Here is a 17202-nt window from a genome sequence, read left to right as displayed (position 1 = left end):
GGTGGACTATCGAACGCCGCCGAGTCATCCGTACCCCGCCGCCCTCAACGACGCCATCGCTGTTTACCGCGCCGTGCTGAGGGACCGCGACCCCCCGCAGGTCTTCGTCGGCGGGGACTCCTCCGGAGGAAATATCGCCGCCGCCCTGATGTTGCGCGCCAAGGACGAAGGGTTGCCGATGCCCGCGGCTTTGGTGCTCAACTCGCCGCAGGTCGACCTCACCGAACCGGGCGACACCTTCCAGACCCTCGCCGGCGTGGACAACGTTCTCAGTAGCCTGCGCCCGGTCAACGCGCTCTACGCCGCAGGTGCCGACCTGAACGACCCCTACGTCTCCCCACTCTTTGGTGACCTGTCCGGCTTGCCTCCCACGTTTTTGAAAAGCGGAACGCGCGACCTGTTACTCTCCGACACCGTCCAGATGCACCGCAAACTGCGCGCCGCAGGCGTGGAGGCCGAACTGCATGTATTCGAAGCCATGCCACACGGCGGATTCGGCGGGGACACCCCCGAAGACCTCGACCACGCCGCCGAGCAGCGCCGCTTCCTCACGAAGCACGGCGCATGACGGCAGCTAGCTGAGCCGTTCGCCGTGCCGGCACGACGGCAACTCGTCGGCGCGAGCGATCCGGCGCAGCAACAAGTCCCGCGGGGTGCAGTGCTCAGTCGGCGTGCGAGGTTTTCACCTTCTCCAGCGTGACCGGGCCGAGATAGCGGCCTTCCAGCGTGCGGTGCCACCAGGCGTGCTCGTGGCGCAGCTCGTCAAACGTGGTGAACCGGTAGCGGTACAGCTGCGCGCGCACGAACCGCGGCGGAGAGTCCGGGAACGGATTGTGGCGCAGCAGCCGCAGCGTGGCCGCGTCGTTGCGCAACAGCCGCACCAGAAATCTCAGCAGCCACGGGTCGGCGTAGTCCGGGGAGATGGCGGCGAACCACATCAGCCAGTCCAGCCGCAGGTGGTAGGGCGCCCACTGCCGCGGAATCCGCCGCACCGCGCCGGGTTTGCCTTTGAACTCGTATTCTTTCCAGACGGTCTGCTCGGTGATCCTCTCGTCGTCGGTGCCCTCGATCACCACTTCGCGCCGGGTGCGGCCGATGCTGCCGAACGCGCCGTAGGTGTTGACCAGGTGGAAGGGGTTGAACGACATGTTCATCCGCTGCCGCCGCGAGAGCATGTTGCGGATCGGCCAGTAGCTCAAAACCACTGTCACGACGGCGAACACGCTCACCAGCCCGGCGAACCACATCGGCGGCTCAGCCATGGCGGGCGGCGTAAGCGCCCGCAGGGCTGTCACCGACGACACGTCGATCACGCTGCAGCCCAACAGGATCGTCAACCAATTGAGCCAGGCGAAGTTGCCGGATGCCACCAGCCACAGCTGGGTGATCACCACGATCGCCCCGGCCATGCCGGCCACCGGCTGCGGAGCGAACAACCCGAACGGCACCACCAGTTGGGCGAAGTGGTTGCCCGCCGCCTCGACCCGATGCAGCGGCTTGGGTAGATGGTGGAAAAACCAGCTCAGCGGCCCGGGCATCGGCTGGGTTTCGTGGTGGTAGTACAGACAGGTCAGATCCCGCCAGCACCGGTCACCGCGCAGCTTGATCAGCCCGGCGCCGAACTCCACCCGAAACAGCAGCAGCCGGGCCAGCCACATGGTCAGCGTCGGCGGTGCCACCGAGTCGGTGCCGAGAAAGATCGCCAAAAACCCGGTTTCGCACAGCAGCGACTCCCAGCCGAATGCATACCAGGTCTGGCCCACGTTGACGATCGACAGGTAGAAAATCCACAGCAGCAGCCACATGCCCATCGCCGCCCATAACGGCACCAGGGCGCCCAGGCCGGCGGCGAGGGCGGCCGACAGTGCGGCACCGGCCCATGCGACGGCGGCGAAAAACCGATCGGAGTAGTAGAAATGGAAGATGCTCGGTTCCCGGCGGAAAGGCACCCGGGCCACATACCGGGACACCGGCAGCATCCCGTGCTCGCCGATCAGCGCGCGGAATTGGCGGGCCGCCGCCACGAACGCGATCAGGTAGACGACCGCGATCCCGCGCTCCAGTATCAGCCGACCCAACCAATAGTCCGGTGCGCTAAACCATCCCATGTCCGTGACTCCTCGGACGCTGGACGCTTTATCGGTCGTGGTTTCTTCCCGTTGTCTTTCTTCCCATTGTCGCGCCTGCCACCGCCGATGCGGCCACCATCGCCACAGAAATCAGCGCCAACAGCTGCACGCCGGCCGAATGCCCGGCGTAGCCGTCGACCGACCGCCACGGATGCCGCGAGAGCGCGGCACCGGCCGCGATCAGCCCGCCGGCGCTGCACCCGAGGGTGACCGCGTCGCGCCACCGCGGTCGGTCGCGCAGCATCCACCGCAGGCCGAGCGCGGCGCCGAACACCAGCACGCCGGCCGCGCCGGCGACCACCACGCCGACCCCGAGCACCGCGATCGCCGCCCACCGCCCGGGCGCCCACGGGCGGGCGGGCTGCAACACGCCGGCTCGCCGCCGCACCGGCCACCACGCCAGCAGCGCCAGCAGCGGCACCAGCACCAGCCCGCCGGCCAGCCCGGCCCGATACGCGGGGTTGGGCGCGAAGGTCAGCGCGATGGTGCCGGAGAGTCCCGGCGGCACCACCCAGCCCTGTTGCCACCCGTTGACCGCGACCGGATCCAGCCGCGCACCGTCGGCGGTGCGCGCCACCCAGCCGGCGTTGATGCTTTCGGGCACCACCAGAACCCGTGCTGTGGGCGAGGCAGCTACCCGCACCTCGCGACGAGCCGAGCCCCAGACGCCCGTCTGCACCGGAACCGGAGTCGCCGAGACCGATCCGGTATCCCGTGGGCCCGACAGCTGGGCACCGTCGACGATGAACTGCTCCCCGGGGCTGATCAACAGCTCCTGCTGGCCGGCCGGCAACGCGATCGGCTGCTGGTCGCACGGCCGCGCGGCCACCGGCGCGCTGTCGAGCAGCGTGCCCACCGTGGTCGTGATCGCGGTGTGCACGAACCGGCCGGCGATGGCGATCACCGGGCCGTGCGCGCAGTCGACGGTGACGACCCGGGAGCGGTTGCGGGCGGGGTCGGCGGCCCCAACGGGGGCGCCGTCGCCGCCGAGCACCACGACCTCGGCCAGGCCCGGCGGTTTGAGCTGGTCGAAACCCAGCGCGGTGCGATCGATCACGTCGTCCCAGTCCAGCAGGCTGATCGTGATGCTGCCGGTGACCCGCGGCGTCAGCCGGATCGTATGCGGCCCGTCCGCGCCGTGGGGGCCGGCCCGCAATTCGCGGATCTCGGGACCGGCACCGAGGTCGACGGCGACCATCCTCGGATGAGCGGGCAGAGCCGAACCCGACGGCGTGAGCCGCAACCCGCTCACCGCGGTGGGCCGCGGCAGCGTCACGGTCAGCGTCGGGGACTCCTCGTGCTGCACCACCCGCTGCGGCGCTGTCCATGCGGTCGCGGGATCACCGTCGGTGGCGGCATAGGCCGAGCCGCGGACGTCGAGCAGATCCGAATCCCCGCGCGCCCTGGCGGTATCGGGCTCGGCGATCAGATCGGCCAGCTTGGGGCCCTGTCGGGACCGCACCCACACCGTCGGGGTCACCGCCGTCGGCGCCGGCACGCTCAGCGTGCGGCTGAACGTCGCCGGTTCTTCCGGGGCCAGCGCCATCGAGGCCGCGCAGCGCACGTCGTCGGGACCGTCGGCGCACCCCGGCCTGCCCAGCAACTCGGCGCCCAGATCCCAGCCGGCGACCGGTACACCCGGCGGCGGTCCGGGCACCAGCACGGTGTGCCGCAGGCCGACCGGGTGGGCGAATCCGGACGCGTCGTACTGGGTGATCGACAGATCGGTGACGGCGAACTGCACGCCGGCCGACCCGTCGTCGGCGCCGATCGCGGTGATGCGCACCCACGGGGTTTCGCCGTAGGGCAGCGCCGCGGTGAGCGGTTTGCCGGGCTCGTCAAAGCGCAGCGTGGTGGTGCCGTTGGCGGTGGCGACCTGGATGCGGCGGATCTGGGCACCGACGGGGGTCGCGCTGGGCGTGAGGGTGATGACGGCATTGGTCACCGGGTGATCGAAATCCACCTGGAGCCACTGGCCCACCGCGGACTGCAGCGCGTTGGACACCCAGGCGGTCGCGGCGTCGCCGTCGGCCGCGGCCGCGGGCGAGGCCGCGGGCGCGACGTCGGGCAGCGCGGTGGCGTCCGCGGACGAGCTGGAGGTGGTGAGGCGGCCGCCGACCCAGCCGCCGTAGACGGTGTCGGCGCCCGGGACGGGATAGTCGGGCACCCGGTTGAAGGTGTGCCGGGTGTCGCCGCGGGCCCGGATCGCCGACGAGTGGTCGTCGACCCGGCCGTAGTCGGTCTCCCGCGCCAGCGGGGTGTCGGTGACGGTGACCCCGGGTAGCGGCAGGCCGGCGCGGCGGGCGTCGGCGGTCATCAACACCGGTCCCAGCGCGGGCAGGCCCCGCAGCCGGCGGCGTTCCTGCAGGCGCAGCAGCACCTCGGGACCGCCGTCGATGCGGGGCAGACGGTCGACGTCGGCGAGGTAGGGGGCCGCGGGATTACCGGGAGCGTCCGGGGAGATCACCCGATAGATCTCCACCGCGGGATAGCGCGGTCGCAGTCCGCTGTCGCTGACGAATCCCCGAACCGGTCCGGCACCGACCGGTGCGCCGAACTGCGCCACCTTCTGCAGCCGCGGCGAGCCGGCGATGGCGCGGTGAACCAGGATCGGGCGCGCCGAGCGCGAGCTGTCCGGGTCGAGGTCGTTGCGCAGCACCACATACGAAACACCCTGGCCGGCCAGGGTGTCGGCCAGACCGGCCGACGGCCTGCCGGCGGCCAGTAACCGCTGCACGGAGTCCAGCGCTCGGATAGTTTGCGGCGGCGTCAACGGAATCGAGTCACGCACCCCCCACGGGCCCTCGCCGAGCACCTGCAACGGTTCGTCGTGGCTGGAGCCCCAGACCTGGGTGGCGAACGGCGCGCCGGGAACCACCAGGACCCGGCCCGGGGTCGGGGTGCCGGCGTTGTGCGCCGCCAGCCAGTCGGCGGCATCGCGCCAGTACTGCGGAATAGCCCGGAACGCGCCCGGGGGAGCGACCCGGCCGGTCCAGGCCAGAGAGGTGCTGACGGCCAGGGCGACCAGCACGACGATGACGGCCGCGACGCGTCGGTCGCGTTCCGGGTGGGCGAACGCGCTGATCCACACCCGCGCGGGTGCGCTGCCCGGCAACGGCACCCGGCCCAACAGCTCGGCCAGCCCCAGCACCAGCGGGATGCGGATCAGCGATTCCAGCTTGTGCACGTTGCGCAGGGGTGCGCCGGCACCGTCCAAAAACGCCTGCACCTGGTGCGCGAACGGTGCGCCCAGCCGCCCGGAGTACCCGGCGGCGATCAGCGCCACCCCGATCAGCAGCATCGTCACCAGCCGCCCACTTCCGGGCACGCCGCGCCCGGCGGACATCGCCAGCCCGGCCAACCCGGCAGCGGCCACCAGGCTGGTGCCCAGGATCGCGACGGTCCCGGTGACCAGCGGCGCGCCCGCGGTGGCGGTGGGTGCCACGAACGGCGTCCAGCTCTCGGTGCCGCGCAGCACCTCGACCAGCGACGACCATTGCGTGGTGACACCGGAGGATTCGATGAAGTCCAGGAACGGGGGGCTGATCCGGGCCATCAGCACCAACCCGACCAGCCACCAGGATGTCGCGCACGCCAGCGCCAACAGCCCCCAGGCGGTGTAACGCCACCACACCCGGTTGGGCCGGTGACAGGCCCACCAGATCACCGCGGGCAGGCAACCCGCGGCCGTGGCGATGGCGTTGACCGCGCCCATCAATGCCACCGCGAGCCCGGCTTGCCCGGCCAGCCTGCGCACCGACCGGTCGGGCTCGGCGCGCAGCGCCACGACGGTCGGCAACAGCACCCACGGCGCCAGCATGATCGGCAGGGTCTCCGACGAGATCGACCCGAGCGTGGTCAGGACCCGCGGCGAGAGCGCGAACGCGGCGGCGGCAACCACCCGCGAGGTCGTGGTCCCGATGCCCTTCCCGTCGTTGAGCGCCTCAGCGACGCGCAGCAGCCCCCAGAACCCGACCGTGAGCAGCACCGCCCACCACAGCCGCTGGGTGACCCAGCCGGGCAGCCCCAGCAGGTGACCGGCCGCAAAAAACGTGCCGTGCGGAAACAGGTACCCGTAGGCCTGATTCTGGGCCTGCCCGAACGGCAGCTCGCTGGTCCACAGGTTGGTGGCCCGGGCCAGGAACCGCAGCGGGTTGGCGGTGAGATCGAGTTTGGTGTCGGGCGAGACCTGCCCGGGCGACTGGGCGAAACTCACTGTCAGCGCAACCACCGCGACCCCCCACAACCAGCGCCGCGACAGCGGTGCCCCATCCGGGGACGGGGCCTGGATCGCAGCGGGCGGGGCTGCGACGCGTGGGCTAGCTGCGGGTGCCGTACTCAACCCGGTTGAGGACCGATGACTGCGGGTCGCCGCCGGGAAGCGGCGGCTTGGTGTCCTGCTGCACCATCAGGGTGACTCCGAAGATCGCGGCCGCGCCCAGCAGCACGCCGACCACGATGCTGGCTGCCGCGGGTGCAACGAACCGGTTCATCGGTGCTCCTCGAAGTCGCGGGTCGGGGTCAGTGGCCCAACCTAGCATCACCGTCCATGACAGCATGGGTCGGTGGGTTGGATGCGCGGGGCGGCGGTGCTGGCCGTGACGTCGGCGCTTGTCACGTCATGCGGCGGCCCCACCAGGCCTCCCGCACCCTCGTCGAGCACCGGTCACCCGGCGGCCGCGCCGCCACCGCGGGTGTGCGCCGACCTGACGCGGCTGCCGATCCGCGACAAACTGGCCCAGTTGCTGATGGTCGGGGTGCGCGACGCCGGCGACGCCGCGGCGGTGGTCGCCGACCAGCACGTCGGCGGCATCTTCATCGGCAGCTGGACCGACTTGTCGATGCTCACCGACGGTTCCCTGGCCGAGATCGCCCGAACCGCGGGCCCACTGCCGCTGGCGGTCGGTGTCGACGAGGAGGGGGGCCGGGTGTCGCGCTTGTCGGCGCTGATCGGCCGGTCGCCGTCGGCGCGGGTGCTTGCGCAGACCCGCAGCGCCGACGACGTCTACGAGATTGCGCTGGACCGCGGCCACAAGATGCGCGGGTTGGGTATCACCATCGACTTCGCCCCGGACGTCGACGTCACCGATGCGCCGGACGACACCGTGATCGGTGACCGCTCGTTCGGTTCGGATCCGACGGTGGTCACCCGATACGCCGGGGCCTACGCCCGCGGCCTGCGCGACGCCGGGCTGCTGCCCGTGCTCAAGCACTTTCCCGGCCACGGACACGGGTCGGGTGATTCGCACACCGGCGGTGTCACCACCCCGCCGCTGGAGGCGTTGCAGCGCGAGGACCTGGTCCCCTACCGGACGCTGGTCGCCGCGACCCCGGTCGGGGTGATGATGGGTCACCTGCAGGTTCCCGGACTCACCGGCGACGAGCCGGCCAGCCTGAGCCGGGCCGCCGTGGCGCTCCTGCGCGACGGCAGCGGCTACGGTGGCCCGTCGTTCAACGGGCCGGTGTTCAGCGACGACCTGTCCAGCATGGCCGCGATCAACCAGCGCTTCGGGGTGGCCGACGCGGTGCTGCGCAGCCTGCAGGCCGGTACCGACACCGCGCTGTGGGTCACCACCGACGCGGTGCCCGCGGTGCTGGACCGCCTGGAAAAAGCGGTGGCCGCCGGTGAGTTGGCGTTGCCGGCGGTGGACGCTTCGGTGCGACGGATGGCGGCGGTCAAGCACCCCGGGCCGGGCTGCGGCCCATAGACTTACCCTGCACGTCGGCTCATTTCGCGTGGTGGGCGGGCCGGCCGTCAGAAAGGCACAGCATGGCAGGTGGTACCAAGCGGTTGCCGCGCGCCGTCCGCGAGCAGCAGATGCTCGACGCCGCTGTCCAGATGTTCTCGGTCAACGGCTACCACGAGACGTCGATGGACGCGATCGCCGCCAAGGCCGAGATTTCCAAGCCGATGCTCTACCTGTACTACGGCTCCAAGGAAGAACTGTTCGGCGCGTGCCTGAACCGCGAGCTGACCAGGTTCATCGACGCGGTGCGCGCAGACATCGACCTCGAGCAAAGCCCGAAGGATCTGCTGCGCAACACCATCGTGTCCGTTCTGCGCTACATCGACGCCAACCGGGCGTCGTGGATCGTGATGTACGCCCAGGCCACCAGCTCGCAGGCGTTCGCCCACACCGTGCGTGAGGGCCGCGAGCGGATCATCGCGCTGGTGGCCGGACTGTTGCGGGCCGGGACCCGAAACCCCGAGCCCGACGTCGACTTCGAAATGATGGCGGTGGCGCTGGTGGGGGCCGGCGAGGCGGTGGCCAGCCGGGTCAGCACCGGCGACGCCGACGTCGACGAAGCAGCCGCGCTGATGATCAACCTGTTCTGGCGCGGGCTGAAGGGTACCCCGGCGGATGTCGGCGCCGCCGCGCCCAGACTCGCCAGCGGCTCCGGATAGTTTCTGGTTGCGCCCGCCGATGCCCGCTGCGTCCCGCCGCCATGCCGACTTCGTCTGCGCGCTCGTGCTCGTGGGGTTGATGGCCGGGGTCGCCGGGCTGGCGTCGACCGCGCTGCTGCGTTTCGTCGAGCACCTCACCTACCACTACCGCTTCGGGACTTTGCTCGGCGGGGTCACCTCCAGCAGCCCGATCCGGCGGGCACTGGGCCCGATGGTCGGTGGCGCGCTGGCCGGGCTGGGCTGGTGGGCGCTGCGATCCACCTCGCGTGTTCCGTCGCTGACCGAGGCGATCAGCAGCCGGGATCGGCTACCGCTGCTGGCCTTGAGCACCGACGCGGCCTTGCAGCTGATCGTGGTGGGTTCCGGTGCGTCGCTGGGCCGGGAGGGGGCGCCCCGCCAATTGGCGGCGGCCCTGGCCGACACGGCGACCCGATGGCTGCACCGGCTGTCGGTGCGCGACCGGGAGATCCTGCTGGCCTGCGCGGCGGGCGCCGGACTGGGCGCGGTCTACGCGGTGCCGGTGGGTGGTGCGCTGTTTTCGGCACGGGTCCTGTTGAAGACCTGGCACCCGCGGGCGCTGGGAGCGGCGTTGATCACCTCCAGTGTGGCGGTCGCGGTCGCTTCGGCCATCACCCATGATCGGCCGATCCTGGACTGGCCCAGTCCGCGGCTGTCCTACCTGCTGACCGCGCACGCAGTGCTGTTGGCGCCGATAACGCTGGCCGTCGGCGCGGGTTTCAACCGGCTGATGGCCGCGGCCCGGCGGGCTCGCGTGCAGAGGTTGGCGGCGCTGGTCCCGGCGATCGCCGCCGCCGGGTTGCTGATCGGCATCTGCTCGCACTGGTGGCCTGATCTGCCCGGCAACGGCAGGAGCATCCTGACCGTCAGCCTGGACAGCGGCATGACCCTGGTCACGGCGGGCGTCCTGCTGGTTTTGAAACCGGTTCTGACCGCGATTTTCCTGCGCGCCGGCGCGAACGGCGGGATGCTCACGCCGTCGTTGGCCACCGGCGCGGCGGCAGGGTCGCTGCTGGTGCTGACCACCAACACGGTGCTCGGGACGCAGATCAGCGTCCCGGCCATCTCGTTGGCCGGCGCCGTGGGTGTGCTTGCGGTGACCCAACGGGCCCCGCTGTGGGCGGCGGTCTTCGTCTGGGAACTGGCGCTACCCCCGCTGTGGCTCTTGCTGGTTTTCCTGGTCGCGGCCTTCGGCGCGCACGGACTGCGCGCACTGCTCGAACGCCGCCGAGCCGTCCCTACAGCGGCCGCAGCGCGGCGGTCAGGTGTGGGTAGCCTCGGGTGAGATGGCGCAACGTGAGGTTCCAGCCGTCGTCGATCTTCTCGACGTACAAACCCGCGCTGGCGGGCAGCACCACCGGCTTGGCGAACCGCACCGAATACTGCACCGCATCAGGAATCCGGCCCTCCAAGATGCGCAATACCGCTGCGGCGCTGAACATTCCATGCGCGATGACATTCGGGAACCCGAACAACCTGGCGCCGATCCGGCTGGTGTGAATCGGGTTGTGGTCGCCGCCGACGGCCGCGTAACGCCGGATCCGGCCGGGAGTGATCTGCAGGATCGCCTTCGGCGGGGGCAGCTTGGGCTGTTTGGCCGGCGGCGGTTTGGGCTCGTCGGACAAGCTGGTGCGCTGCTGATGTAAAAAGGTCGTCACCTGGTGCCACGCGAGGTCGCTGCCGACGCTGACGTCGGTGACCAGGTCCACCAGGAGGCCCCTTCGGTGTTCGCGGAGGTTCTCCGCATGTACGGCGACATCGACGTAATCGGTCACCGCGATCGGGGAATATTGTGTGATGTGGTTTTCGACATGGACGGATCCGATTGCGGGGAAAGGGAAGTCGAATCCTGTCACCAGGGACATCACAATCGGGAAGGTCACCGTGAAGGGATAGGTCAGCGGCACGGTGTCGCCGTAGCGCAGTCCGGTCACCGCCGCGTAGGCGGCGACGTTGGCGCGGTCGATGGGCACGTCGTGGGCCGTCACCGTCCGATCGGGCACCTGGTCGCCGCGCGGGACGAAGGGCAGCGCCCCGGCCGCCGCGCGCACCAGGTTCGTCAGGGGGCGTGGTTGGGTCACCCTAGGCCCCCATCATGGCCTGGCCGCAGACCCGGATCACATTGCCGGTCACCGCATTCGACGCCGGGCTGGCGAAGTAGGCGATCGTTTCGGCGACATCGACGGGCTGGCCGCCCTGCAACAGCGAATTCAGCCGTCGGCCCACCTCGCGGGTGGCCACCGGAATAGCCGCCGTCATCTGGGTTTCGATGAATCCCGGCGCGACGGCGTTGATGGTGATGCCCTGTTCGGTGAGCTTGGGTGCCAGCGCCTGGGTGAGGCCGATCATGCCGGCCTTGGTCATGGCGTAGTTGGTCTGTCCGCGGTTACCGGCGATACCGGCCACCGACGACAGTCCGATCACCCGGCCGCCCTCCCCGATGCTGCCGCCTTCGACCAATCCTTCGGTGAGGCGAAGCGGGGCAAGCAAATTGACCGCCAGGACTTGATTCCACCGGGCGTCGTCCATGTTGGCCAGCAGCTTGTCGCGGGTGATGCCGGCGTTGTTGACCAGGATGTCGGCCCGCCCGCCGTGGTGCTCGCGCAGATGCGCGGCGATCCTCTCGACGGCGTCGTCGGCGGTGACGTCGAGCGTCAGCGCGGTGCCACCGACCCGGCCGGCGGTTTTGTCCAGCGCCTCCCCGGCCGCCTCCACGTCGATCGCCACGACCTTGGCCCCGTCCCGGGCGAACACCTCGGCGATCGCCGCCCCGATACCGCGCGCCGCGCCGGTCACAATGGCGACCTTGCCGTCCAGCGGCCGGTCCCAATCGGCCGGCGGCGTGGAGTCGGCCGCACCGACATAGAAGACCTGCCCGTCGACGTAGGCGGATTTGGCCGACAGGATGAACCGCATGGTCGACTCCAGGCCGGTGGCCGCCGGTTTGGCGTCAGGCGACAGATACACCAGCTGGGCCGTGGCTCCGCGGCGCAGTTCCTTGCCGAGTGAGCGGGTGAAGCCCTCCAGGGCACGCTGCGCGACCCACGCGTCGCTGCTGCCCGCCTGGTCGGGGGTGGTGCCGACCACCACGACACGACCGCACGGGCCGAGGTTGCGCAGCAGCGGCGTGAAGAACTCGTGCAGTGCCGACAACTCCCGCGGCGCACCGATAGCGGTGGCGTCGAACACCAGTCCGCCGAACGAATCGGCCCAGCGGCCCCCGAGGTTGGCGCCCACCACCTGGTAATCACGGTCCAGGGCCGCGCGCAGCGGTTCGGCCACGCGGCCGCCCTGGTCCGGAGGGGCGCCGATCAGCAGCGACCCGGCCAGCGCCGGCTCGCCGACCCGGTAGCGCCGCAGTGGCTCGGGCCTGGGCATGCCGAGCTGGCGGGCCAAAAACGATCCGGGTCCGGAGTTGACGACCCGGGAGAATAAATCCGCGGAGAATGGAGCAGCCACTAGATTGCCTTTCATGTCGAGCGTGCCGGCTACGGGCGACCGTACCGAACTTACTTCAGAGTAAGAACACTCGGTAGTATGACCTCGACCGCAACCCCAACCGACGGAGACCAACGTGGCCCCTGAACATTCTTCCGCAGATTCTTCCGGACGTTCCGCGGCGGGAACCCGGCGACGCGTGGTCGTGCTGGGCGGCAACCGGATCCCGTTCGCACGGGCCGACCGGGCCTACGCCGAGGCGTCGAACCAGGACATGTTCACCGCGGCCTTGGGCGGGCTGGTCGACCGGTTCAGCCTGGCCGGTGAGCGGCTCGGCGCGGTGATCGGCGGTGCGGTGCTCAAACACAGCCGCGACTTCAACCTGACCCGCGAATGCGTCCTGGGATCGAAGCTGTCGCCCTACACCCCGGCGTTCGACCTCCAGCAAGCCTGCGCGACCGGCTTGCAGGCCGCCATCGCCGCCGCCGACGGGATCGCCGCCGGACGCTACGAGGTCGCCGCCGCCGGAGGGGTGGACACCACCTCCGATCCGCCGATCGGCTTCGGCGAGGAATTGCGCCGGACCCTGCTGCGGCTGCGTCGGTCCGCGTCGTACGTCGAGCGGCTGAAGCTGGTGGGCAAGCTGCCCGCCAGCCTCGGGGTGGAGATCCCGGTGAACCGCGAACCGCGCACCGGCCTGTCGATGGGTGAACACCAGGCCATCACCACCAAACAGCTCGGTATCACCCGGGTCGAGCAGGACGAGCTGGCCCTCGCCAGCCACCGCAACATGGCCGCCGCCTACGACCGCGGCTTCTTCGACGACCTGGTCACCCCATTTCTGGGGCTCTATCGTGACGACAACCTTCGCCCGGACACGTCGATGGAGGCGCTGGCGAAGCTCAAGCCGGTGTTCGGGCTCAAAGCCGGCGACGCGACGATGACCGCGGGCAACTCCACCCCGCTCAGCGACGGCGCGTCGGTCGTGTTGCTGTCCAGCGAGGAGTGGGCGTCGCAGCACGCGCTGACACCGCTGGCCTATTTCGTCGACGCCGAGACCGCGGCGGTCGACTACGTCAACGGCCCCGACGGCCTGCTGATGGCGCCGACCTACGCGATCCCGCGGCTGTTGGCCCGAAACGGACTGAGCCTGCAGGATTTCGACTTCTACGAGATCCACGAGGCGTTCGCGTCGGTGGTGCTCGCGCACCTGGCGGCGATGGAATCCGAGGAATACTGCAAAGAGCGGCTGGGTCTTGACGCCGCGCTGGGCCCCATCGACCGATCCAAGCTCAACGTCAACGGCTCGTCGCTGGCCGCCGGCCACCCGTTCGCCGCCACCGGCGGCCGGATCCTCGCGCAGGCCGCCAAGCAACTGGCGGAGGCCGCAGCCGCTCGAGCCCCGCAACAGCGCGGCACCGGCACGCCGCTGCGGGCGCTGATCTCGATCTGCGCGGCCGGCGGGCAAGGTGTCGCGGCGATCCTGGAGACCTGAGGCGCCGTGCAGATCAGCATTCTCGGATCGTTGAGTGATACCGGCGGGCGTTGTCCCGTCGACGCCACCGTGGATAACCTCGCCGGATTGCGCGATGAGGGCTTCCGTCGCGTCTGGATGACTCAGATGCCCTACGAACCGGATCTGCTCACGGTGCTGGCGGTCGCCCTGCGTGAGGTCGACCGCATCGAGGTCGCCACCGGCGTGGTCCCGATCCAGAACCAGCACCCGATGCTGCTGGCGCAGCGTGCGTTGACGCTCAGCCTGATCGGCAGCGGCCGTTTCATCCTCGGTCTGGGACTGACCCATCAGGCGGTCACCGAAGGCATGTGGGGTATCCCGTGGGACAAACCCGTTCGGCGACTGGGTGAGTACCTCGACGGTCTGCAGCCGCTGCTGGCGGGCGAGGCGGCCGACGCCGTCGGCCAGACGGTGACCACGCGCGGGGCGCTTCAGATCCCGGGTGCCCGCGCCCCCGCGGTGTACATCGCGGCGTTAGGTCCCCAGATGCTGCGGTTGGCGGGCCGGCGCAGCGCAGGCACCGTCACCTGGATGACCGGCCCCAAGACCTTGGCCGACCACGTCGGGCCGACCCTGCGCCAGGCGGCGGCCGACGCCGGCCGGCCCGACGGGTCGGTGCGGGTCGTCGCCGCGCTGCCGGTCAGCGTCACCGACGACGCCGCCGGTGCCCGGGCGCAGGCCGCCGAACGATTCGCCCTCTACGGGCAGTTGCCCTCGTACCGCGCCATGCTCGATCGGGAAGGGTTCGGCGGCCCCGAAGACGCGGCGATCATCGGCGATGAGCCCACCGTGGCCGGACACCTGGACACGCTGCGGGCCGCCGGCGTCGACGAGTTCGTCGGCGTCGTCTTCGACCGCTCCCCCGACGTCCGTGCCCGCACCCGCGCTTTGTTGCGCCGACACGACTCTTTTTAGAAGGCCGCTTCGTCGAGCTCCATGATGTCGTTGTCGAGCGTCTCGATCACCTGGCGGGTGCTGGAGAGCAACGGCAGGAAATTCTTGGCGAAGAACGACGCCACCGCGATCTTGCCTTCGTAGAAGGCTCGATCGGCGTCACTGACCCCGGCGTCGAGTGCGTCGACGGCGATCACCGCCTGGCGTTGCAGCAACCAGCCGATCATCAGATCGCCGACGCTCATCAGGAAGCGCACCGAGCCCAGGCCGACCTTGTAGATATTGGTGACTTCCTCCTGGGCGGCCATCAGGTAGCCGGTCAGCGCGGCCGCCATCGCCTGCACGTCCGCCAAGGCGGTGGCCAGCAGCGCACGCTCGGACTTCAGCCGGCCGTTGCCGGTCTCGTTTTTGACGAATTCCTCGATCTGGCCGGCCACGTGGCCCAGGGCCACGCCTTTGTCGCGGATGATCTTGCGGAAGAAGAAGTCCTGCGCCTGAATGGCCGTGGTGCCCTCGTAGAGCGAGTCGATCTTAGCGTCGCGGATGTACTGCTCGATCGGGTAATCCTGCAGGTAGCCCGATCCCCCGAGGGTTTGCAGGCTCTCGGTGAGCTTGGCATAGGCCTGTTCCGAACCGACGCCCTTGACCACCGGCAACATCAGGTCGTTGACCCGCACCGCCAGGTCGGCGTCCACGCCGTGCACCGCCTTGGCCACCGCCGCATCCTGGTAGGTCCCGGTGTAGAGGTACAGCGCGCGCAAACCCTCGGCGTAGGCCTTCTGGGTCATCAGGGACCGGCGGACGTCGGGGTGGTGGGTGATGGTGACCCGGGGCGCGGTCTTGTCGGTCATCTGGGTCATGTCTGCGCCCTGTACCCGGGTCTTGGCGTATTCCAGCGCATTGAGGTAGCCGGTCGACAGGGCGGCGATCGCCTTGGTGCCGACCATCATCCGGGCCTGCTCGATGACCTCGAACATCTGCGCGATACCGTTGTGCACCTCGCCGACCAGCCAGCCCTTGGCCGGTATGCCGTGCTGGCCGAACGTCAGCTCGCAGGTCGCGGAGACTTTGAGCCCCATCTTGTGTTCGACGTTGGTGACGAACACGCCGTTGCGGTCGCCCGGCTCGCCGGTCTCGGGGTCGAAGAGGAACTTGGGCACGAAAAACAGCGACAGCCCTTTGGTGCCGGGACCGGCGCCCTCGGGGCGGGCCAGTACCAAGTGGAAGATGTTCTCGAAGAGGTCACCGGAGTCCGCGGAGGTGATGAACCGCTTGACTCCGTCGAGGTGCCAGGACCCGTCGTCCTGCCGGACCGCCTTGGTGCGGGCAGCGCCCACATCCGAACCGGCATCGGGCTCGGTCAGCACCATCGTGGCGCCCCAGCCCCGCTCAGCGGCCAGCACGGCCCACTTCTTCTGCTCCTCGGTGCCCAGGTGGAAGAAGATGTTGGCGAAGCCGGCGCCGCCGGCGTACATCCACACCGCCGGGTTCGCGCCCAGCAGATGCTCGTGCAGCGCCCAGACGACGGCTTTGGGCATCGGCATGCCGCCCAGCTCCTCGTCGAGGCCGACCTTGTCCCAACCACCGTCGAGCACCGCGCGCACCGACTTCTTGAACGGCTCCGGCAGCGAGACCGAGTGGGTCTGCGGGTCGAAGGTGGGCGGGTTGCGGTCGCCTTCGGCGAACGAGTCGGCGACCGGTCCCTCGGCCAGCCGGCTGATTTCGCCCAGCATCTCCGTGGCGGTCTCCACATCCAGGTCGCGGTAGTCGCCCTCGCCGAACGCCCGGTCCACGCCGAACACCTCGAACAGATTGAACAGCTGGTCGCGGACGTTGCTCTTGTAGTGGCTCACCTGCTCCTCCTCGACGAGAATGCCACTCGCGGTTGGGTACTCCACAGAAGTTACCCACCGGTAACAGTGCCAAACCTAACGCGTTCGCAACGGCAGCGCAAGCGGCTGTGAGCGACATTTCGCCGACTAAGTAACCAACCGGTTGGGTTGCTGACGATTCGCGGCCGGATTGCCGCCGTGACCTGCCCTGATGGTCAACCCGGTGCCCGTTGTGGTGATGGTCACTGCGCCCCGGCGAGTGGGTCGGCGGCCACGTCGACGTCGGTCGCGAGTAGGGTCGGAGACGCGAGAACCGCCCACAGGAATGAAACCCCGGTGAAGCCGCTCGACAAGCTGACACCCGCGTCACTGCGCGAGGCCTTCGGTCACTTTCCCACCGGGGTCGTCGCTGTCGCCGCCGAGGTCGGCGGCGTGCGGGAAGGTCTGGCGGCCAGCACGTTCGTGCCGGTGTCGCTGGATCCGCCGCTGGTGTCGTTTTGCGTGCAGAACACCTCGACCACCTGGCCGAAGCTCAAGAAGGCGCCGTCGCTGGGTATCAGCGTCCTGGGTGAGGCACACGACGCGGCGGTGCGCACCCTGGCCGCCAAGACCGGGGACCGGTTCGCCGGTCTGGACACCGTGTGTCGAAGCAGCGGCGCGGTGTTCATCAAGGGCACCAGCGTGTGGCTGGAGAGCGCCATCGAGCAACTGGTGCCGGCCGGGGACCACACCATCGTCGTGCTGCGGGTCAGCGACATTCAGGTCGACCCCGAAGTGGCGCCGATCGTCTTTCACCGCAGCGTGCTTCGCCGGCTCGGCACCTGAGCGCCGATGGTCGCGTTCGCGCGGATCAGCGGCGGAACAGTTTGTTGCCCAGCCACACCAGCGGGTCGTAGCGGTGGCCGGCGACGCGCTCCTTCATCGGGATGATCCCGTTGTCGGTGATCGCGATGCCCTCCGGGCAGACCT

Annotated in this window: 13 protein-coding genes and 1 pseudogene; 7 read left to right on the top strand and 7 right to left on the bottom strand. The window is 69.8% G+C overall.

What is annotated here, in order from left to right; genetic code table 11:
- Positions 1-568: alpha/beta hydrolase (locus F6Q13_RS15065; RefSeq protein WP_293058037.1), on the top strand; the 568-nt coding region annotated here is incomplete at its 5' end.
- Between the two features lie 94 nt (positions 569-662).
- Here the strand turns inward: F6Q13_RS15065 and F6Q13_RS15060 are convergent.
- Genes F6Q13_RS15060 through F6Q13_RS15050 form a run of 3 tightly spaced genes read right to left on the bottom strand, consistent with a single transcriptional unit; the run spans position 663 to position 6622 of the window.
- Positions 663-2108, bottom strand: a complete 1446-nt coding sequence (locus tag F6Q13_RS15060) for a lipase maturation factor family protein (protein ID WP_293058034.1) — start codon at positions 2106-2108, stop codon at positions 663-665.
- Positions 2109-2136: 28 nt separating this feature from the next.
- Complete coding sequence (locus tag F6Q13_RS15055; protein ID WP_293058043.1) at positions 2137-6420, bottom strand: alpha-(1->3)-arabinofuranosyltransferase; 4284 nt, start codon at positions 6418-6420, stop codon at positions 2137-2139.
- 28 nt (positions 6421-6448) lie between these two features.
- Positions 6449-6622 carry a DUF2613 domain-containing protein gene (locus F6Q13_RS15050; protein WP_293058032.1) on the bottom strand — a complete coding sequence of 58 codons (174 nt, stop codon included), beginning with the start codon at positions 6620-6622 and terminating at the stop codon, positions 6449-6451.
- An 81-nt stretch (positions 6623-6703) separates the two neighbouring features.
- Between F6Q13_RS15050 and F6Q13_RS15045 the strand changes: the two genes are divergently transcribed.
- The 3 genes from F6Q13_RS15045 (at position 6704) to F6Q13_RS15035 (ending at position 9838) form a co-directional block, all read left to right on the top strand.
- Complete coding sequence (locus tag F6Q13_RS15045; RefSeq protein ID WP_293058040.1) at positions 6704-7837, top strand: glycoside hydrolase family 3 N-terminal domain-containing protein; 1134 nt, start codon at positions 6704-6706, stop codon at positions 7835-7837.
- Positions 7838-7899: 62 nt separating this feature from the next.
- Entirely contained in the window at positions 7900-8535 is a 636-nt protein-coding gene (locus F6Q13_RS15040; protein ID WP_293058029.1) for a TetR/AcrR family transcriptional regulator, read from the top strand.
- Between the two features lie 19 nt (positions 8536-8554).
- Positions 8555-9838 carry a chloride channel protein gene (locus tag F6Q13_RS15035; RefSeq protein ID WP_293058026.1) on the top strand — a complete coding sequence of 428 codons (1284 nt, stop codon included), beginning with the start codon at positions 8555-8557 and terminating at the stop codon, positions 9836-9838.
- Here F6Q13_RS15035 and F6Q13_RS15030 read toward each other — a convergent pair.
- The gene (locus F6Q13_RS15030; protein ID WP_293058023.1) at positions 9792-10634 is read right to left on the bottom strand and encodes a MaoC/PaaZ C-terminal domain-containing protein; all 843 of its coding nucleotides are present in this window, start codon (positions 10632-10634) and stop codon (positions 9792-9794) included. The two genes, F6Q13_RS15035 and F6Q13_RS15030, sit on opposite strands and share 47 nt — an antisense overlap.
- A gap of 1 nt (position 10635) precedes the next feature.
- A complete protein-coding gene (locus F6Q13_RS15025) occupies positions 10636-12012 on the bottom strand; it encodes a 3-oxoacyl-ACP reductase (RefSeq protein WP_293058021.1) in 1377 nt (458 codons plus the stop codon).
- A 115-nt stretch (positions 12013-12127) separates the two neighbouring features.
- On the opposite strand from F6Q13_RS15025, the gene F6Q13_RS15020 reads away from it, so the two are divergent.
- The gene (locus tag F6Q13_RS15020; protein WP_293058018.1) at positions 12128-13486 is read left to right on the top strand and encodes an acetyl-CoA C-acetyltransferase; all 1359 of its coding nucleotides are present in this window, start codon (positions 12128-12130) and stop codon (positions 13484-13486) included.
- Between the two features lie 6 nt (positions 13487-13492).
- A complete protein-coding gene (locus F6Q13_RS15015) occupies positions 13493-14422 on the top strand; it encodes a TIGR03564 family F420-dependent LLM class oxidoreductase (RefSeq protein WP_293058016.1) in 930 nt (309 codons plus the stop codon).
- Here F6Q13_RS15015 and F6Q13_RS15010 read toward each other — a convergent pair.
- Positions 14419-16254, bottom strand: coding sequence for an acyl-CoA dehydrogenase (locus F6Q13_RS15010; protein WP_293058013.1), 1836 nt, complete (start codon positions 16252-16254; stop codon positions 14419-14421). The genes F6Q13_RS15015 and F6Q13_RS15010 overlap by 4 nt on opposite strands.
- A 315-nt stretch (positions 16255-16569) precedes the next feature.
- Here F6Q13_RS15010 and F6Q13_RS15005 point away from each other — a divergent pair, with 315 nt between their 5' ends.
- The gene (locus F6Q13_RS15005) at positions 16570-17058 is read left to right on the top strand and encodes a flavin reductase family protein (protein ID WP_293058010.1); all 489 of its coding nucleotides are present in this window, start codon (positions 16570-16572) and stop codon (positions 17056-17058) included.
- A 25-nt stretch (positions 17059-17083) separates the two neighbouring features.
- Here F6Q13_RS15005 and F6Q13_RS15000 read toward each other — a convergent pair.
- Positions 17084-17202, bottom strand: a pseudogene (locus F6Q13_RS15000) (succinate dehydrogenase/fumarate reductase iron-sulfur subunit); the annotation flags it as partial.

Origin of the sequence: Mycobacterium sp., assembly GCF_008709575.1 — a bacterium.
Taxonomy (GTDB): domain Bacteria; phylum Actinomycetota; class Actinomycetes; order Mycobacteriales; family Mycobacteriaceae; genus Mycobacterium.
This window is presented reverse-complemented; position numbering and strand designations above follow the sequence as displayed.

What these genes read in the sequence shown, in the direction of transcription:
- F6Q13_RS15060 (WP_293058034.1), bottom strand. Translation starts at nt 2,108, where the DNA reads ATGGGATGGTTTAGCGCACCGGACTATTGGTTGGGTCGGCTGATACTG.
- F6Q13_RS15050 (WP_293058032.1), bottom strand. Translation starts at nt 6,622, where the DNA reads ATGAACCGGTTCGTTGCACCCGCGGCAGCCAGCATCGTGGTCGGCGTG.
- F6Q13_RS15045 (WP_293058040.1), top strand. Translation starts at nt 6,704, where the DNA reads ATGCGCGGGGCGGCGGTGCTGGCCGTGACGTCGGCGCTTGTCACGTCA.
- F6Q13_RS15040 (WP_293058029.1), top strand. Translation starts at nt 7,900, where the DNA reads ATGGCAGGTGGTACCAAGCGGTTGCCGCGCGCCGTCCGCGAGCAGCAG.
- F6Q13_RS15035 (WP_293058026.1), top strand. Translation starts at nt 8,555, where the DNA reads ATGCCCGCTGCGTCCCGCCGCCATGCCGACTTCGTCTGCGCGCTCGTG.